This is a genomic window from Actinophytocola sp. (assembly GCF_036002505.1).
Classification (GTDB): Bacteria; Actinomycetota; Actinomycetes; order Mycobacteriales; family Pseudonocardiaceae; genus DASYTH01.
Window position 1 is genome coordinate 25,687 of the sequence record NZ_DASYTH010000408.1, and the last position, 22,949, is coordinate 48,635.

Annotated in this window: 20 protein-coding genes; 11 read left to right on the forward strand and 9 right to left on the reverse strand. The window is 70.9% G+C overall.

The window, feature by feature from the left end:
* Nucleotides 1-10 precede the first annotated feature (10 nt).
* Complete coding sequence (locus tag VGR06_RS36115; protein ID WP_327563706.1) at nucleotides 11-1,402, reverse strand: RNA polymerase sigma factor; 1,392 nt, start codon at nucleotides 1,400-1,402, stop codon at nucleotides 11-13.
* A 327-nt stretch (nucleotides 1,403-1,729) separates the two neighbouring features.
* Here VGR06_RS36115 and VGR06_RS36120 point away from each other — a divergent pair, with 327 nt between their 5' ends.
* Together VGR06_RS36120 and VGR06_RS36125 are read left to right on the forward strand one after the other, a co-directional pair.
* Entirely contained in the window at nucleotides 1,730-1,954 is a 225-nt protein-coding gene (locus VGR06_RS36120) for a hypothetical protein (protein WP_327563707.1), read from the forward strand.
* Nucleotides 1,951-2,175: a carbohydrate-binding protein gene (locus tag VGR06_RS36125; protein ID WP_327563708.1), complete on the forward strand. Its 225-nt coding sequence runs from the start codon at nucleotides 1,951-1,953 to the stop codon at nucleotides 2,173-2,175. Before VGR06_RS36120 ends, VGR06_RS36125 begins: the two co-directional genes overlap by 4 nt.
* A 135-nt stretch (nucleotides 2,176-2,310) precedes the next feature.
* On the opposite strand, the gene VGR06_RS36130 is transcribed toward VGR06_RS36125, so the two are convergent.
* Nucleotides 2,311-2,820, reverse strand: a complete 510-nt coding sequence (locus VGR06_RS36130) for an SRPBCC domain-containing protein (RefSeq protein WP_327563709.1) — start codon at nucleotides 2,818-2,820, stop codon at nucleotides 2,311-2,313.
* Nucleotides 2,817-3,137, reverse strand: a complete 321-nt coding sequence (locus VGR06_RS36135) for a metalloregulator ArsR/SmtB family transcription factor (RefSeq protein WP_327563710.1) — start codon at nucleotides 3,135-3,137, stop codon at nucleotides 2,817-2,819. Before VGR06_RS36135 ends, VGR06_RS36130 begins: the two co-directional genes overlap by 4 nt.
* 127 nt (nucleotides 3,138-3,264) lie before the next feature.
* Here VGR06_RS36135 and VGR06_RS36140 point away from each other — a divergent pair, with 127 nt between their 5' ends.
* Nucleotides 3,265-4,575, forward strand: coding sequence for a glycoside hydrolase family 18 protein (locus VGR06_RS36140; protein ID WP_327563711.1), 1,311 nt, complete (start codon nucleotides 3,265-3,267; stop codon nucleotides 4,573-4,575).
* A 14-nt stretch (nucleotides 4,576-4,589) separates the two neighbouring features.
* On the opposite strand, the gene VGR06_RS36145 is transcribed toward VGR06_RS36140, so the two are convergent.
* Genes VGR06_RS36145 through VGR06_RS36155 form a run of 3 tightly spaced genes read right to left on the reverse strand, consistent with a single transcriptional unit; the run spans nucleotide 4,590 to nucleotide 9,164 of the window.
* Nucleotides 4,590-5,753, reverse strand: coding sequence for an aminotransferase class I/II-fold pyridoxal phosphate-dependent enzyme (locus VGR06_RS36145; RefSeq protein WP_327563712.1), 1,164 nt, complete (start codon nucleotides 5,751-5,753; stop codon nucleotides 4,590-4,592).
* A 49-nt stretch (nucleotides 5,754-5,802) separates the two neighbouring features.
* The gene (locus VGR06_RS36150; protein WP_327563713.1) at nucleotides 5,803-6,744 is read right to left on the reverse strand and encodes an ROK family protein; all 942 of its coding nucleotides are present in this window, start codon (nucleotides 6,742-6,744) and stop codon (nucleotides 5,803-5,805) included.
* Entirely contained in the window at nucleotides 6,741-9,164 is a 2,424-nt protein-coding gene (locus tag VGR06_RS36155; RefSeq protein WP_327563714.1) for a glycoside hydrolase family 2 protein, read from the reverse strand. Before VGR06_RS36155 ends, VGR06_RS36150 begins: the two co-directional genes overlap by 4 nt.
* A gap of 146 nt (nucleotides 9,165-9,310) precedes the next feature.
* Between VGR06_RS36155 and VGR06_RS36160 the strand changes: the two genes are divergently transcribed.
* Entirely contained in the window at nucleotides 9,311-10,339 is a 1,029-nt protein-coding gene (locus VGR06_RS36160; RefSeq protein ID WP_327563715.1) for a LacI family DNA-binding transcriptional regulator, read from the forward strand.
* On the opposite strand, the gene VGR06_RS36165 is transcribed toward VGR06_RS36160, so the two are convergent.
* The gene (locus tag VGR06_RS36165) at nucleotides 10,336-10,728 is read right to left on the reverse strand and encodes a VOC family protein (RefSeq protein ID WP_327563716.1); all 393 of its coding nucleotides are present in this window, start codon (nucleotides 10,726-10,728) and stop codon (nucleotides 10,336-10,338) included. The two genes, VGR06_RS36160 and VGR06_RS36165, sit on opposite strands and share 4 nt — an antisense overlap.
* Nucleotides 10,729-11,113: 385 nt before the next feature.
* On the opposite strand from VGR06_RS36165, the gene VGR06_RS36170 reads away from it, so the two are divergent.
* Together VGR06_RS36170 and VGR06_RS36175 are read left to right on the forward strand one after the other, a co-directional pair.
* On the forward strand, nucleotides 11,114-11,776 hold the full coding sequence (locus VGR06_RS36170; protein ID WP_327563717.1) for a DUF4255 domain-containing protein: 663 nt from the start codon (nucleotides 11,114-11,116) through the stop codon (nucleotides 11,774-11,776).
* Nucleotides 11,773-13,773, forward strand: a complete 2,001-nt coding sequence (locus VGR06_RS36175) for an ATP-binding protein (protein ID WP_327563718.1) — start codon at nucleotides 11,773-11,775, stop codon at nucleotides 13,771-13,773. The genes VGR06_RS36170 and VGR06_RS36175 overlap by 4 nt, the downstream gene beginning before the upstream one ends.
* Before the next feature lie 4 nt (nucleotides 13,774-13,777).
* Here the strand turns inward: VGR06_RS36175 and VGR06_RS36180 are convergent, their stop codons facing one another.
* Nucleotides 13,778-15,286, reverse strand: a complete 1,509-nt coding sequence (locus VGR06_RS36180; RefSeq protein ID WP_327563719.1) for a hypothetical protein — start codon at nucleotides 15,284-15,286, stop codon at nucleotides 13,778-13,780.
* Entirely contained in the window at nucleotides 15,283-17,160 is a 1,878-nt protein-coding gene (locus VGR06_RS36185; protein WP_327563720.1) for a hypothetical protein, read from the reverse strand. Before VGR06_RS36185 ends, VGR06_RS36180 begins: the two co-directional genes overlap by 4 nt.
* Before the next feature lie 297 nt (nucleotides 17,161-17,457).
* On the opposite strand from VGR06_RS36185, the gene VGR06_RS36190 reads away from it, so the two are divergent.
* From VGR06_RS36190 to VGR06_RS36210, 5 genes are read left to right on the forward strand one after another with little or no spacing between them, the layout of a single operon-like run.
* Nucleotides 17,458-18,993: a phage tail sheath family protein gene (locus VGR06_RS36190; RefSeq protein ID WP_327563721.1), complete on the forward strand. Its 1,536-nt coding sequence runs from the start codon at nucleotides 17,458-17,460 to the stop codon at nucleotides 18,991-18,993.
* 28 nt (nucleotides 18,994-19,021) lie between these two features.
* Nucleotides 19,022-19,465, forward strand: a complete 444-nt coding sequence (locus tag VGR06_RS36195) for a phage tail protein (RefSeq protein WP_327563722.1) — start codon at nucleotides 19,022-19,024, stop codon at nucleotides 19,463-19,465.
* Nucleotides 19,466-19,467: 2 nt separating this feature from the next.
* A complete protein-coding gene (locus VGR06_RS36200) occupies nucleotides 19,468-19,917 on the forward strand; it encodes a hypothetical protein (RefSeq protein ID WP_327563723.1) in 450 nt (149 codons plus the stop codon).
* Nucleotides 19,914-20,072: a DUF6760 family protein gene (locus VGR06_RS36205; RefSeq protein ID WP_327563724.1), complete on the forward strand. Its 159-nt coding sequence runs from the start codon at nucleotides 19,914-19,916 to the stop codon at nucleotides 20,070-20,072. The genes VGR06_RS36200 and VGR06_RS36205 overlap by 4 nt, the downstream gene beginning before the upstream one ends.
* A gap of 7 nt (nucleotides 20,073-20,079) precedes the next feature.
* Nucleotides 20,080-22,941, forward strand: a complete 2,862-nt coding sequence (locus tag VGR06_RS36210) for a hypothetical protein (protein WP_327563725.1) — start codon at nucleotides 20,080-20,082, stop codon at nucleotides 22,939-22,941.
* Nucleotides 22,942-22,949 lie beyond the last annotated feature (8 nt).

Here is a 22,949-nt window from a genome sequence, read left to right on the forward strand (position 1 = left end):
CTTACAACTTTTATCCGATGCAGGTGAAGGTGGTGAACGTGGCCGTCGTGCCTTTGGTGGAGTTGCGGGCCGCGTCGGTTGCGGTGAGCTGCCAGGTGATCGTGTCGCCGGTGGTGGGGAACGGTCCGATGGTCGCCTGCCACACGCCGCTGGGCTGCAACGTCAGGTCCTTCGAGCCCGAGCCGTTGTTCTTCGATGTCCAGCTGACCGTCACTGTGGCGACCCCGACGTTGTCGGTCACCGTCGCCTGGATCGTGTTGCTGGTGCCGGCGCAGATCCGAGGCGTCGCCGACTGTTTGGTGATCTGCGGGGGAACCGTGTCCGGCGGGGGTGGTGGCGCGGTGGTCGTCGTTGTCGTCGGCGTGGTCGTGGTGGGTCGGGTCGTGGTGGTGCGCGGCGCCGTCGTGGTCGTCGGTGCCGATGTCGTGGGCGCCGAGGTGCCGGCCGGAGGCTCGGTGGTGGGGGAGCCCGAGGCCGAGGTGGTGCTGGGTGCGAGTTCCTGGGCGAGCGGGAGACCGGGCAATGCGTTGGTGCGGCCCCAGATAGCGGCGATGCCCAGGGCGAGGAGGAGGGTGGCGGCGGCCGCGGCCATCGGCACGCGGGACGGCCGCGGCGTGGTCGTCGTGCGTCGGTAGGCGACCAGCTCGACCTGGTCCATGACCCGCTCGCGCAGGTACAGCGGCGCGGTCAGCAGCGGCACGGCGGCGAGCAGGGCCAGCGGGCTGACCATCGAGCGGCGCCGGTCCTCGCACACCGCGCAGCCGTCCACGTGCCGGGCCACCCGCTTGCGCATGACCGGGGAGAACCGGCCGTCCCAACCGGACAGCAGGCCGTTCAGCCCGGCGCAGTCGTCCCGGCCGAGCCGGGCGATCAGGAAGGCGCCGAGCGAGCGCTCGACCTGATCGCGCAGCCGGGACAGCAGCACGTAGGCGTGCCCGGCGCTGACGCCCATCGCCTCGCCGAGCTCCGCGCCGTCGAGGCCCTGGCGCAGGTGCAGGTCGAGCAGCGCACGGTCGCGTTCGGACAGTCCGGCCGCGGCGCTCCACACCAGGTCGCGCAGGGCGGACAGCTCCGCCTTGCGCTGCGGCCCGGCGTCCGGATCGACCATGTCGCCCACCTCGGTGTCCAGCACGACCCGCTTGCGCGTCCGGGCTTTGCGCAGCGCCACACTGCGGGCCACCGCGTAGAGCCACGGCCGCAGCCGCTCCGGGTCGTTCAGTTGGGTGAGCCGCTGGGCCGCGAGCACGAACGTGTCCTGCACGGCGTCCTCGGCCTCGTGCCGGTCGCGCAGGACCGACGCGCAGAAGTCGTACAACCGGTCGGCGTACCGGTCGTAGACGGCCGCGAACGCCTCCCGGTCGCCGGCCAGCACACCGGCGACGAGCTCGGCATCCGTCCTCATCAGCACTCCATCGACCACGGCTCGTACCCGTTGAGAGTTCCGAGGTGGGAGGTACCTTACGACTATCTCGCCGGAAAACCGATCATTGCTACGGCATCCGGAAAAGATCCGATCTGTGTCCGCCTCACGGGCCGCCGTTGGATCTAGGTCCGGTATGCCGTTGGCTGGCGCGTCATTCGATGCCTGAGCGGTTTCGACCTTGACTCTGGATGCGGGTGGGCCTACATCGTATTGGTACAGACCTCCTATCTTTCGCCGGGCCCAGAGGAGTGTGCCGGGCAAAGATCCCTGCCGCGCAAGGTCGTCGCCGCCATCGCCGCCGTCGGGATGGCGGTCGTCCTCCAGGTGCCGGCGCGGGCGCGGGCCAACGGGCTGGCCCGGACCCCGCCGATGGGCTTCAACAACTGGAACTCCACGCAGTGCCGGGCCGACTTCAACGAGACGATGATCAAGGGAATCGCGGACCTCTTCGTCTCCCGCGGCCTGCGCGACGTCGGCTACCAGTACGTCAACATCGACGACTGCTGGGCGCTGCCGGGCCGGCCGCGGTGAGGCTGCGGTTCGCCAACGGGACGACAGCCAACCGGCCGGCGGACATCTTCGTCAACGGCACGCTGGCCGCCGGCGAGCTCGCCTTCCAGCCGACTGGCGCGTGGACGACCTGGCAGACCGCGTCCACAACCGTGGACCTCAACTCAGGGGTCAACACCATCCGGGTCACCGCCACCACCGTGAACGGCGGCCCCAACCTCGACAACATCGTGGTGGGCTGACGCCGGCGTGTTGGCCGCTCACGTCGCCGTGTTGGCGCCTGGCGTCGCTGTGTTGGCCGGCTCCCTCCCGCGACCGGCCAACACAACGACGTGGCACGCCAACACAACGACGTGGCGGGCCAACACGCCGACGGGTTACCCCGCGGCGAGCGGCTCGCCGGTCTCCAGCAGGGACTTGAGGTCGCTGAGAATCCACGGCCAGCCGCCGCCACCCTGATCGGCCTGACCGTCGCCCGCGGTCATCGCGGCGACGCTCGGGGCGCCCTCGAGGTCGTGGATCACGGTGAGCTTGGCGTAGCCACCGGCGACCTCGTCGATCTCGTAGGTGAGCTTGGTGAAGCCCTCGGCCGCCGCGGTCGGGTCCATGGCCATGCGCCAGGTGAGCACCAGCTTGCGCGGCGGGTCGACCTCGACCACCTCGCCGTCGACCGCCACATCCGGGACTTCGAAGCCCATCTCGGCTCCGGACTTCTTCATCTCGTCGGTGGTGAGGATCCGGTACGGCTTGCCGGTCCGCAGCTCCTCTTCGAAGCTGCCGCCGTAGCCGTACCGGCGTGTCCACTCGGGCTGGGTGATGGCGTCCCAGATCGCCTGCGGCTTGGCCTTGATGTAGACCCGGTGGACCTGAGTCGTCGTGCTGGTCATGATTCCTCCTCCAACTCGTGCTTGAGCTCCACGAGCGCCGACACCTGACGCTCGGTGTACTTGTCGATCCACCGGTCGTGGATCAGCCGGATCGGCACCGGGTTCAGGAAGTGCAGCTTCTCCCGGCCGGACCGGCGCGTGACCACGAGATCCGCCTCCTCGAGCACCCTGAGGTGCTTCATGACGCCGAAGCGGGTCATCGCCAGCTCGGACTCCAGTTCGGTCAGGGTTCGGCCGTCCCGGGCGAAGAGCAGGTCGAGCAGAAAGCGGCGAGTCGGATCCGCGAGCGCCTTGAACACGCGGTCGTCGTCGGTCACCCCAGAAAAATAGGTGACCAAATGGTCACATGTCAAGCCCGTCGCGGTAGGGCCGTTCGGACGTAGAAATGGTCTAGACCTCAGCCCTAGGGTGGCCTGGACCACTGACTTCGTCGTGAGGTGACCCATGTCGATGCGGAGCTGGGGTGCGGCCATGGCGGCCGGCGCCCTGACCCTCTCGCTGCTCGCGGCCGTGCCCGGAGCGCAGGCCAGCGAGGACTCAGCCGACACCGCCGGGCACGGCAACCACGCCCGCACGGTCGGCTACTACATCCAGTGGGGCATCTACGCCCGCAACTTCGTGGTGCGCGACCTGGTCGCCAACGGCACCGCGGCCAAGCTGACCCACCTCAACTACGCGTTCGGTTTCCTTGATGCGCAAGGAAAGTGCGTGAGCGCGGACCCGTGGGCCGACTACCAGCGCCCGTTCCCGGCCGAGCAGGCGGTGAACGGCCGCGCCGACGAGGCCGGCCAGGCCCTGTTCGGCAACCTCAACCAGTTCCGCCAGCTCAAACAGCTCTTCCCGAACCTGCGGATCAACATCTCGCTCGGCGGCTGGACCGGGTCGAAGTTCTTCTCCGACGCCGTGCTCACCCCGGAGTCCCGCGCGGCCCTGGTGAGCTCCTGCATCGACATGTGGCTCAAGGGAAACCTGCCCGGCGCCGCCCCGGGGGCCGCGGCCGGGATCTTCGACGGGTTCGACCTCGACTGGGAGTGGCCGGCCAGTGAGGGCAACCCGGGCAACGGCATCCGCCCCGAGGACAAGCAGAACTTCACCAAGCTGCTCAAGGAGTTCCGCGACCAGCTCGACGCGCTGCGCCGGACCACGCACCGGCACTACGACCTGACCGCGTTCCTGCCGGCCGACCCGGCCAAGATCGACAGCGGGTTCGAGGTGCGGAACATCTTCCGCTACCTGACCTTCGCCACCACCCAGGGCTACGACTACCACGGCGCCTGGGAGTCCACCACCAACCAGCAGTCCGCGCTGCGCACCCCTGCGGCGGACCCGACCAGCCCGAAGTTCAGCTCCCAGGTGGCGCTCGACGCCCTCATCTCCCGGGGCGCGCCGCGGAACCGGCTGGTCATGGGCGTGCCGTTCTACAGCCACGGCTGGACCGGGGTCAACCCGGCCAACTTCGGGCTGTTCCAGCCGTCCACCGGTCCCGCGCCGGCCACGTTCGAGGCCGGCACCGAGGACTACAAGGTGCTCAAGGCGCAGCTGTCCCGGTTCACGGTGTACCGGGACAACCGGGCCGGGTTCGCCTGGCTCTTCGACGGGACGACGTTCTGGACCTGGGACGACCCGGTGGAGATGACCCGGAAGGCGCGCTACGTCAACGACCGCCACCTCGGCGGCGTGATGATCTGGTCGCTGGACGCCGATACCACCAGCGGTGAGCTGATTGCCGCCCTGCACAGGGAACTGTCCAGGTAGCTCACCGCATCCACTCAGACCTTCTGCAGCGCCTGCTCGAAGTCGGCGATCAGGTCGGCGACGTCCTCGATGCCGGTGCTGATCCGGATCAGCTCGTCGGTGACGCCGATGCGCTCGCGGTCCTCGGCGCTCATCCCGGCGTGCGAGGTGGCCGCCGGGCGGGTGATCAGCGATTCGACGCCGCCGAGACTCGGCGCCACATACGGGATTCGAAGCGCTTCGATGAGCGCCTCCGCCGCGTCGAGGCCGCCGGCCGGGCGCAGGCTCAGCATCCCGCCGAACCCGGAGAGCAGTTGCGCCGCGTGCCCGTGGTCGGGATGGCCGGCCAGGCCCGGGTAGTTCACCTCCGCGATCTTGGGGTGCCCGGCGAGGAACTCGGCCAGCGCCATGGCGTTGTGGTTCTGCGCGCGCACCCGGACGGCCAGCGTCTTCAACCCGCGGGCCAGCAGGAACCCGGCGTGCGGGTCCAGGCTGCCACCGTAGAGGTTGGCCGTGTGGCGGACCCGTTCGATCAGCTCGGCGCTCCCGGCGACCACCCCGGCCACCAGATCGTTGTGGCCGTTGAGGTACTTCGTGGCACTCTCGAACACGATGTCGAACCCGATCGACAGCGGCCGGAAGTTGACCGGGCTCGCGAACGTGTTGTCGACGACCGTGGTCAGCCCCTCCTGCCGGGCGAACGCCACGACGTCGCGCAGCTTCGCCACCCGCACCAGCGGGTTCGCGATGGTCTCGACCAGGAACACCTTGGTGCTGGGGGTTCTGGCCGCCGCCCAGCTCTCCGGGCGCTGCGGGTCGACGAACGTGTACGTCCAGCCGAGGTTCTCCGCGTGCTGGGTGAGAAAGTCGTGCGTGCCACCGTAAAGGCAGTCGCTGGCCAGCAGGTGATCACCGGCCTTGAGCACGGTGTGCAGCACCGTGGTCAACGCCGCCATGCCCGACGCCGTGGCGAGCGCCGCCTCGGCGCTCTCCAGCGCGGCCAGCTTGTCGTGCAGGTACACCTGGGAGGGCGTGGAGTTCAGCCGGATGTAGCGGATGTCGTGGTAACCGGTGCCCGGTTCGACCGAGAACACCGTGCCCTGGTAGATCGGGAACACCATGGACCCCTCGGGCCCGGGCCGGCGCTCCCCACCGTGCACCGCAAGCGTGTCAAGTCGGATGTCGTCGCTGGTAGGCATACCCCCACCGTGCCCGAGTCGGTGCCGGCGGTAAAGCTGGCGTCTGAGGCTACGGCTGGGTCACGAGGTGAGGTTGGGCGGCGGTGGTGAAGGCGAGGGCGGCGGCGCCGTAGAGGCCGGCGCGGCGGCCCAGGGGTGATGGGGCGATGTGGACGCGGCGGATGAAGGGGAGGGCGGCGTAGTCGGTGAGGGCGGTGTGGATGGGGTTGAAGAGGACGGGGCCGGCTGCGGCTACGCCGCCGCCGATGACGACCGTGTCGAGGTCGACCATGGCGGCTGCGCTGGCGATGCCGGCGGCGAGGGCGCGGGCGCCGCGGTCGAAGGCACGCAGGGCGATGGGGTCGCCGGAGCGGGCGGCGGTGGCGAGGGTGCGGGCGTCGGGTGGGGCGGTGGGGCGCCAGCCGTGGGTGAGGGCCCAGGTGGTCATGGCGGGGCCGGAGGACAGCGCTTCGACGCAGCCGCGGGCGCCGCAGGGGCAGGCGGGGCCGTCCAGCTGGACGACGGTGTGTCCGAAGTGGCCGGCGTTGCCGGTCGGGCCCTGGAACGCAGTGCCGTTGATGATCAGGCCGCTGCCGACGCCGGTGGAGACGACGATGCCGAGGAGCGTGCGGCCGCCGTGGCCGCCGCGCCAGTGCTCGCCGAGGGCCATGCAGATGGCGTCGCCGGCCAGGCTGACCGGGGTGCCGGCGGCGATCGGGCGGACCTCGGCGACGAGCGGGAAGTCGCGCCAGACCGTGATGTTGACCGGGCTGACGGTGCCGGCGACCGGATCGAGCGGGCCGGCCGAGCCGATTCCGACGCCGGCCAGTGCGCCGGGTGGGGCGGCGGCGAGGACGCTCGCGGCCACGCCGCGGACGGCCGCGGCGATGGTGGCCGCGTCGGCCGGGGGCGTGACGACCTCGTCGCAGGTCAGGATCTGGCCGGCCGAGTCGATCACCGCGGCGGCGATCGTGGTGCCGCCGACATCGAGGGCGAGAGCGTAGCTGATCACGGCCGCGTGCCGAGGTCGTTGACGCAGCGGAGGACCGGCGGGGCAGCCAGCGCGGACTCGTCGAGGAGCGTCTCGGTGCGCACCCGGAAGGTGCTGGATTCCCCGGGTAGCAACGTGATCAGCATGTCGTCCACTGTGGACGCGGGGTCGAGGCGGTCGGGGAACAGGGCGAGGTCGCGCAGGAGCGTGCCGGCGGTGACCGTGACGTCGAGCCCGTCCGGGGCCGCGGCGGTGCGCACCTCGAAGCGCGGCTCGGGGAGAGCGAGGGCAACGTCCTCGGCGAAGAAGTGGCAGCTTCGGTTTCCACCTTCGGCAATGGTGAGCACCTCGGCGGTCGGGTCGTCCGGGGTGGTCACTTCGGGCGGCAGCGGCACGCGGACGGCATCCCGTTGGGGCACAACGAGATCCAGCAGGGCCTTGGCCAGCGGGTCGCCGGCGAAGCCGATCCGGGCGACCGCGACCTGCGTGCGCCACTCGGCGCCGGTGTCGTTCACCGCCACGAGGTCCAGACCATCGGCGGACGGTTGGACGGTCAGCAGCCGCTCGGCGAACGCCCGGCGCAGTGCGTACCAGAGGGGTTTGCGCCGGCCGGCTCCGTCCACAGCGGACCAGGAGATCACCGGCCAGCAGTCGTTGAGCTGCCAGACCAGCGCGCCGGTGCACAGCGGGTGCAGCGAGCGCAGGTGCTCGACGCCGAACCGCATGGCCCGGGCCTGGTTGAGCTGGGTGGCCCAGTGCCAGTCGTCGAAGCGCTTCGACACCGGCAGGTGCCCGGCCAGCCCGCGGAGCAGCTTCTGCTGACCCTCCACCGCCTTCTGCCGGTGCGCCAGCGCGGGGGAGTCGGGGTCCGCCAGCGGCTCCCCGACCGCCTCGCGCAGCGTGGCGTACGCCGCCGGGCCCTGGAACCCGAACTCGGCCACGAACCGCGGCCGGTAGCTGGCGTAGTGCGTGTAGTCGTGGGTGTTCCACACGTCCCAGATGTGCATGCTGCCGTGCGCGGGGTCGTTCGGGTGCCGGTCGGGGCGGCCGGAGTAGGGGCTGCCCGGCCAGTACGGGCGGGTCGGGTCCAGCTCGGCGACGATGCGCGGGAGCATGTCGAAGTAGTAGCCGGCGCCCCAGGTGTGGCCGTTGAGAGCGCCGGACCAACCCCAGTCGGCGTGGCCCCAGATGTTCTCGTTGTTCCCGGTCCACAGCACCAGGCTGGGGTGGGAGGCGAGCCGGACGACCTGCTCGCGGGCCTCGGCCGCGACCTCGCCGGCGATCGGCTCCTCCTCCGGGTAGGCCGCGCAGGCGAACAGGAAGTCCTGCTGCACCAGCAGTCCCAGCTCGTCGGCCAGGTCGTAGAAGTCCTCGCTCTCGTAGCGCCCGCCGCCCCACACCCGCAGGAAGTTCGCGCCGGACTCGGCGGCCTGCCGCAGGCGCTCGGCGTAGCGGGCCCGGTCGACCCGGTGCGGGAAGCAGTCGTCCGGAATCCAGTTGAACCCGCGGGCCGAGATGGGATGCCCATTGACCACCACGGTGAACGGGGTGCCGGCGGCGTCCGGCGCGGTGTCCAGCCGCACCGAGCGGAACCCGATCCGCCGCTGCCAGCGGTCCAGCACGGCGCCCGCGGCGTCGGTGAGCGTGACGTCGAGGTCGTACCGGCGCTGGTGGCCGTGTCCCCGCGGCCACCAGCGCTCCACCCCCGGGACGGTCAGTCGAAGCGTTTCGACACGGCGTTCGGCCGGCACCCGCACGCTGGTCCGCTGCCCGGCCACCGTCGCGGTGATCGTCACCGGTGCCTCGGCGGCCCGCTCCAGTCCGATGTGGAGCTCAACGTGGCCGTCCGCGCCGTCCACGGTGACCAGCGGGCGGACCCGGTCCAGCCGTGCGGTGCGCCAGCCGTGCAGCCCGATCGGCTGCCAGATGCCGGCGGTGACCAGCCGCGGACCCCAGTCCCAGCCGAAGTTGCAGGCCATCTTGCGGATGAAGTTGTACGGCTCCGGGTAGGCGCTCGGCCGGTCGCCCAGCCGGGTGCGGAGCTCCTCGGCGTACCGGTACGGCGAACTGAACCGGATCAGCAAAGAGTTCCGTCCGGGCCGCAGCAGTGAGTGCACCCCGAACCGGTACGACCGGTGCATGTTCGCCGTGCGGGCGATCTCCACCCCGTTGACCGCGATCCGGGCCACCGTGTCCAGCCCGGCGCACACCAGGTCGACCCGGTCGGTGCCGCCGTCTGTCCAGTCGAACCCCAGCTCGTAGGCCCAGTCCGCGCGGCCGATCCAGCCCACCAGATCCTCGTTGGTGCCCAGGTACGGATCCGGGATCGCGCCGGCGGCAAGGAGATCGGTGTGCACCGCGCCGGGAACCGTGGCGGGCAGCCGGGCCATGCCCGCCGAGGTGAGGGTCCAGCCGTCGTGCAACGCGCGGTAGCCGTCCACGCCGGACTCCTAACAAAGGGAACTTAACCGAGAAAGTTGCCATTCACGCTAGGGTTACGCCCCGCCCGGTGTCAACGGCGTTGCAAGCGGTTCAGCTATCCTTGCGGCCGTCACGGCGGCAGGGGCCGTGAGGGTGGAGGACGCGCATGAGACGCCCGACGATCGCCGACATCGCCCGCAGGGCCGGCGTCTCCAAGGGCGCGGTGTCCTACGCCCTCAACGACCGGCCCGGCGTGTCGCCGCACACCCGGCAGCGGATCCTGGCCATCGCCGAGGAGATCGGCTGGCGGCCGAACAGCGCGGCGCGGGCGCTGTCCGGCGCCGCGGCGAACGCGATCGGCCTGGCCATCCACCGCCCGGCCCGCATCCTCGGCATCGAGCCGTTCTTCATGGAGCTGGTCAGCGGCATGGAGGCGGTGCTCTCCGCGGCCGGCTCCGCGCTGATGCTGCAGGTGGTCGCCGACGCCGAGACCGAGCTCGCGCTGTACCGGCGGTGGTGGGCGGAGCGGCGCATCGACGGCGCGATCGTGACCGACCTGCGCGCCGAGGACCCACGGGTCGGGCTGCTCGAGCAGCTCGCCCTGCCCGCGGTGATCGTGGGCGGCCCGACCGGCGTCGGCTCGCTGCCGCACGTCTGGGCCGACGACGCGGTCACCGTCACCGAGACCGTCGGCTACCTGGTGGCGTTGGGGCACAAGCGGATCGGCCGGGTCGCCGGGCTGCCCGACCTGCTGCACACCCGGCACCGGGACGCGGCCTTCCGCGCGGCCGGCACCACCTATGCGGTGGACACCTCGCTGGTGATCTCCACCGACTACACCGGCGACGAGGGCGCGCACGCCACCCGCGCCATGCTCAGCACCGCCGCCCGGCCGACCGCGATCATCTACGACAACGACATCATGGCGGTCGCGGGCCTGTCCGTGGCCCACGAGATGGGCCTGGTGGTGCCGCGCGACCTGTCCATCGTCGGCTGGGACGACTCGCCGCTGTGCCAGGTGGTCCGGCCCCCGCTCACGGCGATGACCAGGGACATCCCGGCCTACGGCGCCCGCGCCGCCGAGCTCCTGCTGGACGTGATCGCCGGCACCACCGGCAAGGCCCTCGGGGTGGAGGTCTCGCACTCCCGGCTGACCCCGCGGGGCAGCACCGCACCGCCGAGCTTATCCGGTTAAGCGATCGGGCTGAACAGGTCGACGCCGTTCCCGTCCGGGTCGTGCATCATCGCGTACCGCTGACCCCAGAACGCGTCCCACGGCTTCTTGTGCCCCTCGTACCCCGCCGCGACCAGCGACTCGTCCAGCCCGGCCGGGGTGTCCACCAGGAACGCCAGGCCCATCCGCGGCGAGCCGGACGGCGCCTGCCAGCCCGGGTCGAACGATCGAACCGTGTCGACGGTGTCCCAGGTGATCCGCATCCCGCCCGGCAGGGTGAAGTCGACGTGCGGCTCCGTGTCCGCCTCCGCGGGGACGTCCAGGCCCAGCGCCCGGTAGAACGCCAGCGACCGGGCCATGTCCTCGACGATCAGCCCGACCACATCAAGTTTCGCTGCTGTAATGGTCATGGCGCCAAACCTAGGACGCCCCAGCCGCCCGGTCTTGAACGAATCGGACACCGCTGGTCGGTGTGTTGGCGCCTGACGATGCCGTGTTGGCCTGTGGCGTTGGTGTGTTGGCTGCTGGCGGGTTCGGCGCCACCTTGGGATCGGAGTCGGCGTGTTCCGAACGGGGCCGGGACCGGTCATTCCTGCGCGCCTGCGGCCAGCATGACGACGTGAGAAGCCAACACGGCGACGTGTCGGGCCAACATGCCGACGTCATGCGCAAACATGGCATGTTGCCCGTATGGGCATGCGCGTGTTCCCGAAGGTCTGTCAGGGCATGACTTTCGGGCATCGGACGCGGACTGCGATGGTCTGGTCCAGCGGTGCCTATGACAGGAGCGGCGCGGTGATTCATGAGGTTGATCAGGCGCTGAGGACGCTGGTGAAGGACGAGGCGTTGCGCGGGTCCGAGGTGGAGGTCGCCTTCGACGCGCCGACCAAGGAGTGGGCGGCGCGGCGGAACGCGCCGACCGTCAACGTGTACCTCTACGACGTCCGCGAGGATCTCCGCCGCCGGCAGCGCGGATTGCTCAACGAGTACAACGGCGATCGGGTGGCCGCGCGCCACCTGCCGCCCCGGCACTACAAGTTGTCGTACCTGGTCACCGCGTGGACGCAGCGGCCGGAGGACGAGCACCGGCTGCTCTCCGCGCTGCTCGCCGGATTCCTGAGGTACGAGGCGCTTCCGCCGGCCATGCTCACCGGATCCCTTGCCGCCCTTGGCCTTCCGGTGCCGATGACGACCGCGCTGCCGCCGCCCGAGGACCGCGCGTTCGCCGACGTGTGGACCGCGCTCGGCGGTGAACTCAAGCCGTCGCTGGACATCGTCGTGTCCGCGCCGACCGACACCGGCCGGATGTTCCCCGCCGGGCCGCCGGTGGTGGAGGGCGTCCGGCTCGAGATCCTCGGCGACGACCTGGTGGCGCATTCCGTCGGGCCACCCGACGAGGACACCGGGGAGCGCCGCATCGCCATGGTTCGCCCGCACCGCAAGGGTCTCCGGCCGTGACGGACGCGAGCCCGGTCCAGCTGTTCGACCGGCTGGCCGGGCTGGAGCGCAGGATCCGCGACGCGGTCGCCCTGCGGCGCAGCGTCGACCCGCATCCCGAGGACCCGTTCCGCGGCCTGTACCTGTCCGACGAGGCGATCAACGCGTTGTTCGACGACCGCCGGGATCCCTTCGCCCCCTTCGTCGAAGCGGTTCCGGACGGGGTGCTGGCCCGGCTCGCCGCGACGGTGCCGCTGACCGAGCTGGACGTCGAGCTGCTGCTGATCGCCGTCGCGCCCGATGTGGACAGCCGGTTCGAGCAGTTCTACGGCTACCTCAACGACGACGTGACGCGCCGGCGGGCGAGCGCGGGCCTGGCGCTGCGGCTGTGCGGTGTCCCCGAGGCGTCGGCGGTCGGTCGCGCCCGGCTCGACGCGGACGCGCCGCTGATCACCTCGGGGCTGCTCGCCGTGGACGACCTGGACCGCCCGTTCCTGTCCCGGTCGCTGCGGGTCCCCGACCGCGTGGTGAGCCACCTGCTCGGCGACACCCGGCTGGACCCGATGCTCGCCGACATCGTCGCGCCGGCAAGGGAAACCGTGCACCTGCCCGGTGACGACCTGCTGGCCCGGGTGGTCGGCGGCGGCGTGCGCCTGGTCTACCTGCGTGAGCGACCCGGTTGCGGCGCAAGGGAGTTGGCGAGCACGGCGCTGTCGCTGGCCGGGTTCGGCACGCTGCTGGTGGACACCGCTGCGCTCGCCGCCGCCCCCGACCGGACGGGTACCACCCGCGCCCTGCTGCGGGAGGCGCTGCTGCGCGGCGCCGGCATCGTGCTCGGCCCGCTGGACGGATCCCCGCCGCCGCTGGGCGTTCTGACGCATGCGGCGGTGCCGGTGCTCACCTACGGCACCTCGGTGTGGGACCCGCGATGGAGCGCGACACCGCCGCTGCAGCACGACGTCGCGCCGCTCGCGGTGGCCAGCCGCGCGGACATCTGGCGGTCCAGCCTCAACGGGCGGCTCGCCGCGGGCCTGGATCCGGCCGAAGCGACCAGGCACTTCGTGCTGGGTCCGGACCAGATCCGGCGGGCTGCCGAGGCCGCCGCGATGTCCGCGTTCGCCGACGGCCGGCCGGTGGACGCCGGCCACGTCCGGTACGGGGCACGCAGCCAGAACGCGGCCGGGCTGCAGCGCCTGGCCCGCCGGATCGAGCCCGCGGTGGGCTGGGACGACCTGGTGCTGCCGGCGAACGTTCTGGCGCAGCTCCGGGAATTAGCCACCCGCGCCCGGTACCGCGACCGGGTGCTGGACGAGTGGCGGATGCGTCCCGGCGGCGGCCGTGGGCGTGGCGTGACCGGGTTGTTCGCCGGCGACTCCGGCACCGGGAAGACCATGTCGGCCGAGGTGATCGCGGCGTCACTGGGCATGGACCTGTACACGGTCAACCTGGCCACGGTGGTGGACAAGTACGTGGGGGAGACGGAGAAGAACCTCGAGCGGATCTTCAGCGAGGCGGCCGGGGTCAACGGCGTGCTGCTGTTCGACGAGGCGGACGCGATCTTCGGGAAACGCTCGGAGGTGCGCGACGCGCACGACCGCTACGCCAACATCGAGAGCGCGTTCCTGTTGCAGCGCATGGAGACCTTCGACGGGTTCGCGCTGCTGGCCACGAACCTGCGGGCGAACCTGGACGAGGCGTTCACCCGGAGGCTCGACGTCATCGTGGATTTCCCCTTGCCCGACGAGGAACGCCGCCGCCGGCTGTGGGACCGCTGCCTCGGCGCCGGCCCGCCCCGCGCCGGCGACATCGACCTGGACTTCCTGGCCGCCGCGTTCGACCTGGCCGGCGGGCACATCCGCTCGGCCGCGGTCACCGCCGGTTACCTCGCCGCCGAGGCCGGCCAGCCGGTCGCCATGACCCACCTGGTCGGCGCCGTCGCCCGCGAGTACCGCAAGCTCGGCCGGCTCTGCCTGGAGCGCGAGTTCGGCCCCTACCACGCCGAGGTTGCCGGTTTCTGACCGGCTAACCGGGACACACCGGCGGGTCGGGGTCGGTTTCCTTCCGGGGGAGGAAGGGCGTGCCCGCGCACGAGATGACCTGGCGTCCGACGGTCGTCGTCGAGTCGCCCGGCGCCGCGGTCAGAGTCAGCACGGACATCGCCTTGCGCTCGGGATCGCCGCTGTCCAGCGAGACATAGCCGCTGGCCCCGGGAACCGCGGACTGGCCGTGCAGGCGGGTGAAATCCCGGTTTCTCCGGACCGCGCTCATCGCGGTGCCCACCGCGTCGAAAGCCAGAATGGCGAGGCCGTCATCCCTGGACTCGCCGGGAAATTCGCTGAGAAAGTAACCCTCGCCACTCTGCTCGGTGAAATACTCGGTGGACCGGCTGATGAAGAAACCCTGGGCGGTTCCGGTCCAGGCGTGCCAGTCGGCCAGGTGCAGGTGCTCGAGCTGAATGTTCTTGGCCAGGTTCCGGCGTACCTGCTCGTCGGTGCTCAGGTCGACGACCGTGTCTCCGGTGATGATCCGCATCCGGGTAGTGGGGCACGGTCGAAGCGCGAGCGCGTCGAGCAGCCGCTTCAGGTCACGGAAGCGACCGGCGAAGAAGATCACGTCCGGCTTGGCGAAACAAATCTCCGGGGCGATCCCGCTGAAGCTGCTCGGACCCGCGTCCGAGGACTGGTACTCCTCGGTCGGTTCGACGAGCACCCGGCCGTCTCCCGGGTACATGTTCCGGAAGAGGTCGCCGAGGTTCGTGGCGAACGGGTCCGCTTTGTTGGTGTCCGTCACCAGCATGGCGCGCTTTGTGTCCGCCTTGAGGTGCTCCACGATCGCGCTGACCTCGTTGGTGTTGGTCGGGACCACCCGGGCCAGGTTGTCGATGTCGCTGAAGAGGTCGGCCGTGATCACCGAGCCGACCATGATCATGCTGTGTTCGGACAGCTGTTTCACGGCGTCCGGGGTGCCGCCGATGCTCTGCCCGAGACCGGCGACCGCGGCAATCCTGTCGGTGGGGCCGGTTCCGTTGATGATCTGCTCGACCACGGGCTTCCATTGCCGGGCCTGGCTGCCCGGGTTGGCCAGGAGCAACCGGAACAGCGGTTTGTCCCCGTTCCATTCATTGGTCCGGTTGGCCCGCCGCTGGGAGAGGTAGGCGCCCTCCAGACCGTGCCGTACCGCGGTATAGGTGGTCACGTCGTTGTCGATGAGCGTCATCGGCTCGAAATACGCGATGTTCACGTACTCCTTGCCCTGGTCCAGCACCCACTGGTTCTCGATCCGGATCTTCTCCTCCGCCTGGTGCAGCTCCTCGGCGAAGACGTACGAGCCGTCGGTCACACCGACGCATTCGTTCCGCGGACCCTCCTTCGACACGCCGTCGGCGCATCGCGAGCGTTGGATAACGATGACCGCCACGGCGCCCGCGATCAGCGCGAGCACCAGGACCACCGCCGCGATCTTGGCCCACTTCCACAGCGGGTGCGGTGGTATCGAAGCCGAACCTGCCGGCGACGTGGCTCGCTGGTTCAATTCGGCCCCTCGATATATTTGTCCGCCTCGTCGATGAAGACGAGATAACCCGGTGGCGTATCGTCGGCCAGCCGTTCGAGCCCGCGCCGCACGCTGGCGCGCAGCGACTCCTCGGGATCGGCCAGCGGGTCGGACAGCAGCCATTTGGCCACCACAAGCCTGGCCAGCGTCACGTTGTCCAATCCGGACACCAGCTGCTCGACCTGGTCGGCTGGTGTGCGATCAACGGTCAGCCGGTTGGGCGCGGAGGTGATCGTGTTCAGCTGCCCGATCCACAGCCGGGCGTCCTCCTCTGACTTCAGCTCACCGAGGCGGCCCGCCAGGTGGTCGATCACGGCTTGGATCTCACCGATGGCCAGCCCGTGGTAGAGCGCCCGGATACGGTTGCCCTTGGCGCTGTGGAAGTTGCGGTGCCGGGTGTGCGTCGCCCACCAGTTGCCCGGATCCTCGAGATGCTTGGCGAGCTCGTGCAGTACCAGCCTGCGCAACCACGGATCGAGCGCCGGCCGGCCATCGCGGGTGGTGACCAGCAGCCGGGTGCGCAACGTCCGCAGCACATCCGCCTTGCCCTTGGCCTCCTGGTCCCCGGCCCGGCCGGCCAACTGGGCACCCACCTCGAAGTCGTCAGCGACGGCGAAGCCGGTCAGGGTGGCCCAGGCGTCCTCGTCGACCTCGTCCTGGTCACCCAGTAGCCGGTGCATGATGGTCCGCGCCATGGAGTCCGTGGCGCCGCCGGCGGAGTGCTCGGTGTCCAGAACCCCGCGCATGGCCGCGGTGGTGGCCGGGCCACCGAACCGGTCGAGGACCATGCGGACCGCCATCGGGTGCCCGGTGGTCAGCCGGTGCACGAACCGCGCCGGCCGTGATCCCACCGGATGAGTCCCCGCGGCGTCGAGGTCCACCACCTCCTGCGCGGTGAGATGCGGCAACTCAACCAGATACCGCCAGGAGTCGGACGCGGTGCCGGCTACCCGGTCGGTCCAGTCGGTGAAGCTGGCATCCTTCGGCCGGCGGACCTGCTGCCTGCCCACGCCGTCACGGGTCGCGCCCGGCATCGTCCACAATGGACTCCAAGCGGGCAGCCAGGTGCGGCTGGCCGCAAACACCACCAGCGGATCGCCCGGCGCCTCCGTTCGGCAGTCCGCGAGAACCTGGAGGAACCGGCTGCCGGCGACCGAGTCGACATTGTCCAGCAGCACCGCGCAGTTGGCGGTGCGCCCATGGGCACGTATTCCGCGTTGGTACGCGGTCCGCAGGTCGGCGAGAAGAGCCTGGCAGAACACCTCGTCCACGACGTCCCTGGCGCCGGTGCCGAGATCGACCAGCAATTCGCGGGGATTGACGGCATGCCGGGTGTTGCCCCGGCGCGGCCACAGCCCGGAGACGTGCCGCAACCGCTGGCGCCACAACATCGTTTCGGCGCCGCGCAGCAACACACCGGCCACCATCCGGGACCAGGAAGGCACCAGCCGTGTCTGGATGAAGGCATCCACCGCTTTGTTGATCGCTTGCTCGCGTTCCGGTCTCACCGTGTCCGAGATGACGGCCTTGCGGACGTCGTCCAGGGCGCGATCCCGATTTTTCGGATTGATGTCCGCACCGGCGATGAGCAGGCACAACATCAGCAGGCGGAACGGCATTCGGCCGAACTGTGGACGGTGTTTGGCCAGTTGGAAGGCGAGCTGCACCACGATCTCCCGCGGCGGCAGGTCGGCCTGATCCGGTGCGCCGAGATCGAGCCGGGCAACGGGGATCACCTGATCCCACAACTGACCGAGCCCTTCGAGCAGTGCGGTCTTGCCGCTGCCGGGCATGCCGAGCAGCACGACAACCGGCAGCCGGCGATGCGTCCGGCGTGGTTTGGGTCGTGACACGCACTCTCTGAACAACCGAAGCACATCAGACCGGCCCCGTAAGCCGGTAACCTCTGTCACCTGACAGGCCCACCCTCTGCCGTGCCGGAACGGCCCATGCTCAAGCAGTGACCTAACCGGCACCGGTCGCCACAGTCAAGCCTTGATCGGCGGGGAAGCGCCTGGACGCCGTTGCCTCTTCGGGCAATCAGCCGTTCCCTCGGGCTCCGTCGCGCGGTCTTTTCGGGAATCACCAGTGGGCTCCAGTATCGCTAGTACACACAGCGCCGAGCCGAATTTGACTGGGAGGCACGCAGAATGCCCACTTACCTGTCGCCGGGCGTGTACGTCGAGGAGGTCGAGTCGGGTTCACGGCCGATCGAGGGCGTGGGCACCGCGATGGCCGCGTTCGTCGGTTTCACCGCGGACGGACCGTACGACGAGCCGACCCTGGTGACCAGCTGGAGCCAGTACACCCAGGCCTTCGGCGGGTTCGCCGAGGGTGCCTACCTGCCGCAGGCGGTGTTCGGGTACTTCCTCAACGGCGGCTCCACCTGCTACGTCGTCCGCATTGGACAGAACGGCAACGGCGCCAAGCCCGAGCTGCCCGAACTGCCGCAGGCGCAGCTCGGTGGGTACCGGTTGACCATCAAGGGCCTGCCGGACGGCGCGAAGAGCGACGACATCAGCGTCGAGGTGGCCGACCCGCCGGAGGATGCCGCGGGCGACGACCGGTTCACGCTGCTGGTCAAGCAAGCCGGCAAGGTCGTCGAGACGCACCACGTGACCACCAGGCGTGGCAAGGAGAACGTGGTCACGGTCGTCCGGGAGAAGTCGAACCTGATCACCCTGGAGGAAATCACCACCGGCGCGATGGCCAAGCCGGACAAGGGAACCGTGGCGTTGCGCGCGCCCGCCCCGGCGCCGGCCGCGCCGCCCGAGCCGGTCCGCCCGGAGGCGTTCGTCGGCGATGTCCGCGACCGCACCGGATTCGGCGGGCTCGAGGTGATCGACGACGTCACGATGATCGCGGTGCCGGACCTGGCGGGCCTGTACGAGCGGGAGCAGATCACGCTCGAGGAGCTGCAGTCCGTCCAGCTCGCCATGATCGCGCACGCCGAGCTGATGGGTAACCGGATGGCGATCCTCGACCCGCCGCGGGGGATGTCGCCGCAGCAGGTCCGGGACTGGCGGGTGGACACGGCCGGGTACGACTCGAGGTACGCCGCGATCTACTACCCGTGGATCAAGGTCTTCGACCAGGCCACCGGCACCAACACGTTCGTCCCGCCGAGCGGCCACATGGCCGGCGTCTGGGCACGCACGGACGGCACCCGCGGCGTGCACAAGGCCCCGGCCAACGAGGTGATGCGCGGCGTGGTGGAGCTGGAGACCAGGCTCACCAAGGCCGAGCAGTCCGTGCTGAACCCGGAGGGCGTCAACTGCATCCGCGCCTTCCCGGGCCGAGGCATCCGGGTGTGGGGCGCGCGGACGCTGTCCAGCGACTCGGACTGGCGCTACCTCAACGTGCGCCGCCTGTTCAACTATCTCGAGGAGTCCATTCTCAACGGCACCCAGTGGGTGGTGTTCGAGCCGAACGACGACGCGCTGTGGGCCCGCATCCGGCGCACGATCAGCGCCTTCCTGGTCATGGAATGGCGCAAGGGCGCGCTGTTCGGGCTCACCCCGGACGAGGCGTTCTACGTCAAGTGCGACCGGGAGACCAACCCGGCGGAGAGCATCGACGCCGGCCAGGTCATCTGCGAGGTCGGCGTCGCGCCGGTGAAACCGGCCGAGTTCGTGATCTTCAGGCTGTCCCAGCTGTCCGGCGGCACCAGCCTGGTCAACGAGTAATCCACTTCGGACATTAGGACGGTAGAACATGGGACTTCCCGAGCTGGACAAGGCGGTCGGACACTCTTTCGGGCTGGAGATCGACGGCGTGCAGATCAAGCAGATCTCCGAGGTGTCCGGCCTCAAGATGGAGCAGGACGTCATCGAGCTCAAGCAGAACACCGCGGACGGCAAGTACATCAACAAGAAGCTGCCCGGCCGGCCGAAGGCGGGGGAGGTCACGCTCACCCGCGGCCTCACCGAGGACACCAACTTCGAGAAGTGGATCAAGGACTCGCACTTCGGCAAGATGGGCGATGCGCGCAAGGGCGGGTCGATCATCGTCTATGACTACGAGGGAACCGAGCTCAAGCGCTACAAGCTGGCCAACTGCTGGCCGAAGAGCCTGGAGATCGGTTCGCTGAAGGCGGGCGACACCAGCGTGCTCACCGAGAAGCTGGTGGTCGTGCACGAGGGCTGCGAGCCTCAGTAGCGATGCGAAGGACCATGGCCGTCGCCCCGGCCGCCGATGACGCTCCCGCTGCGGTCCCGGTTTCCCGGCCGCAGCGGGAGAAGCTCCGCACCGAGTTCGCCTTCGAGCTGCCGCGGGGCTACGTCGACGACTCCGGGGTCACGCACTATTCGGGAACGATGCGCCTGGCGACGGCGCGGGACGAGCTGGTGCCGCTGCGGGACGACCGGGTTCGGGAGAACCCGGCGTACCTCACGGTGGTGCTGCTCGCCCGGGTGGTCACCCGCATCGGAGACGTGACCGACATCCACGCCGGCGTGATCGAGAACCTGTTCGCCTCGGATCTGGCGTTCCTGCAGGACCTCTACCGCCGGATCAACAGCGAGGGGCACACCCGGGCCGGAGTGTCCTGTCCGGACTGTGGCCGGAAGTTCGTGGTCGACGTGGCCGGTGGCCGCCTGGGGGAATCGTGACGTACGCGGCCGACCGGCTGCACGAGGAGGTTGCGTACGTGGCGTACCACTTCCACTGGCCGCTCGACGACATCCTCGATCTGGAGCACACCGACCGGCACCGGTACGTGGCCGAGATCGCCAAGATGAACACGCGGATCTCACAGGGGCGGTGAGCAGATCATGTGGCCGAAATGGCTGCAACGACGGCGAGCCGAGCCGGCGAGCGAAGCCCCGGAGCCGGCCCCGGTCGTGCGGGCGGACTGGCGGGAGCTGCCGCCGGTCCCGCGGGTCGTGCCGGAGCACCCCCTGATCAACCCGGTGCAGCGGTTCTCGGACTCGTTGACCTCCTGGCAAAACCCGTCGTTCCTGGAGCCGCTCGGGCACCGGATCGGCCCGGCCGAGCCGTCCGGGGTCGCCGACCTCGCCCTACCGGCCGCTCCGGGCATCGACATGCCGCTCGCCCGCCCGCCCCGGGAGGTCACGGGGTCGAGGCGGTCGACGGTCCAGCGGGCCGTGGCTGCTGAGCCATACGTCAGCCCGGTGGCGGATGACGAACCTCCGCCGGTGCCGCTGTCCGCTGTGGACGGACCGGGCCCGACCGTCGCGCCACCGGTCGAGCATCCCGTGCTCGAGCTCCCGGTCGTCACCACACCGGATCGCCCGGCCGGGCCCGCAGCCGAACAGGCCGATGTGGACACCGTGCCCACGATCGCGGCGCCCGAGCCGCCGGATCCGCCGGCGCGGGCCGAGGATCCGCCGGCACCACCGCTTCCCCAGCCCCAGCTGTCAATCCCGCGACGGCTGGGGCTGGGGGAGCCCATCATCCCGCCAACTGTCCATACGCGACCGCAGGGCGCGCCGCCCGCTCCGGTGCAGCGCAGTGTCAGCACCGGCGGGGACGGGCCCCGGCCCGGGCCGGGTTTCGGGCCGGTCCCGGTGCGTGGCACCGAGGCTGGGACTGGCCCGGCGCCGCCGCCCGAGGTGAGCGCCGGGCCGGATTCCGTAGCCACGCGCACCGGTGACGTGACGCCGACCCTTGGCGCCGAGCCCGAACCGCACGTGGCCGGCGGGCCCGGGACGGAGCCGGCATCCCCGCCGCCGGCCCTTGACGGCGACCCCTCTCCGGGCCCACTGCCCCTGGCGGCCGCCGGGCCGGCCCCGGTGGTGCAGACATCCCACGGCGAACCGCCGACGCCCGAGTCGCACACCGAACCGGTAACGGCCCCGGTCGTCCAGACGGTGCCGGCGGAGCCGCCAGCGGTGCACGCCGAACCGGTGGCGAGTCCGGTCGTGCAGACGTTGGGGATTGAGCCGCTGGCGGATCTGGCGGTGCGCGCCGAACCGGTGGCGGGGTCGGTCGTGCGGACGCCGGAGGCTCAAGCGCCGCTGGACCTGGCGGTGCGCGGCGGACCGTCGCCGGCTCCGGTCGTGCAGACGGTGCCGGCGGATCCGGTGCCGCGCCCCGAACCGGTGGCGAGCCCGGTTGCCCGGACACTCGGGGTTGAACCGCCGGCGGATCCGGCGCTGCCGGCGGTGATTGGCGGACCCGTGACAAACGAACCGCCGGTGATCCCGATGCCGCCGGTGGCGCGCGGTGGACCGGTGACGGGCCCGGTCGTGCAGACGGTGCCGGATGACCCATCGGTGGACCCGACCCCCCTGGCCGGGCACGGTGACCCGGTTGTCCAGACCTTCGGCAACGAGTCGGCCGCGACTCCGGTAACCCCCCGGCCCGCCGGTGAACCGGTGCCGGCCGTGCGGACCCTGGGTGCCGAGCAGGCGGGCGAACCGCCTTCTCCGGCCCACGAACCAACGCCTTCCGCACCCGGCGGCGACACCGCGGGCCCGCTTCCGGTGGTGAGCGCCGAGTCGCGCCGCACGGTTCAGACGACGAGCACCGGGCCCGCTGTTCCTACCCCGCTTCCCCCGGCGGTCGCCGAACCGCACCCCACCGTCCAGACCTTGGGTGCGGAGCCGGGTCCCCACTCAGTTCCCCCGGGTATCGGATCGGCTCCGGAGCGAGGGTCGGGCCCGGCCACTGTGACCGGCCCGGCCCCGCATCCTGTGGCGGGCGCCGAACCGGTGCAGGCGTGGCGCACCGAACCGGGGCCGGCCGTGCCGAGCCCGACCGCACTTCCGGTGGCGGGCACCGGATCGCGCCCGACGGTCCAGACCACCCGGGCCGAGCCCGAACCAGCCGCGGCGCCGCTTCCGGCCATCGGCGGCGAGCCCGGCCCCACGGTCCAGACCCTGGGTGTCGAGCCGGACTTCGGCCTGCGGGCCACGGATCCACCACTGTCCATTACGGACAGTGGGCCGCCGGTGGCCGGACCGGAGCCGGCGCCTCCGATGCCCGGCCCGACGGTCCCCGGCCCGGGGGTCGGTCCGGCTCTGGCGCCTCGTCAAGTGGTCCAGACCCTCGGCGCCCGGCCTCAGCAGGCTTGGCCGGTCCCCGCCCGCGACCCGGCCGCCCCGCCCGGCGGGACAGTTCAACGAGTGGCCTACCCGATCGCGACTCCCTCAGCAGTGGCCAGCGCCGGGCCCGCCGAGTTCCGGTCCGCCGGGACTTCAACCGCCGGGCCGGTGACCATGCCCGGCCCCACATCCCCGACCCTCGGCGCGGAGCCCGGCCTGACGGTGCTCGCTCTGGCCGCTCCGGCCGGCATGCCCGTCCCGATGCGCGGACCACCCGGCACCGCGGTCTCCCGGCTCGCGGTTGCCGAGCCGGCGGCACCGATGCGTCCCCCCGTGCCGTCACCGCAGCCGCTCGTGATGTCGGCCCCCGCCGCGGTGTCACCGATTTCTGTTGCGGTCCAACGGGTCGACGAGGCACCAGCAGCGGAACCCCCGCCCCCGGCCGAACCCGCGCCCGCCGCGGCACCGGAAGCGGCGGCGCCACCGGTACCCGCCCCAGCGGCCGCGGGTGGCGGGGATCCGGAGGAACTGGTGAAGAAGCTGTTCGATCCGTTGCTGCGCAGGCTCAAGACCGAGCTCCGGCTCGACCGCGAGCGGCACGGCCGGCTGACCGACCTGACGCACTGAGGAGGAGC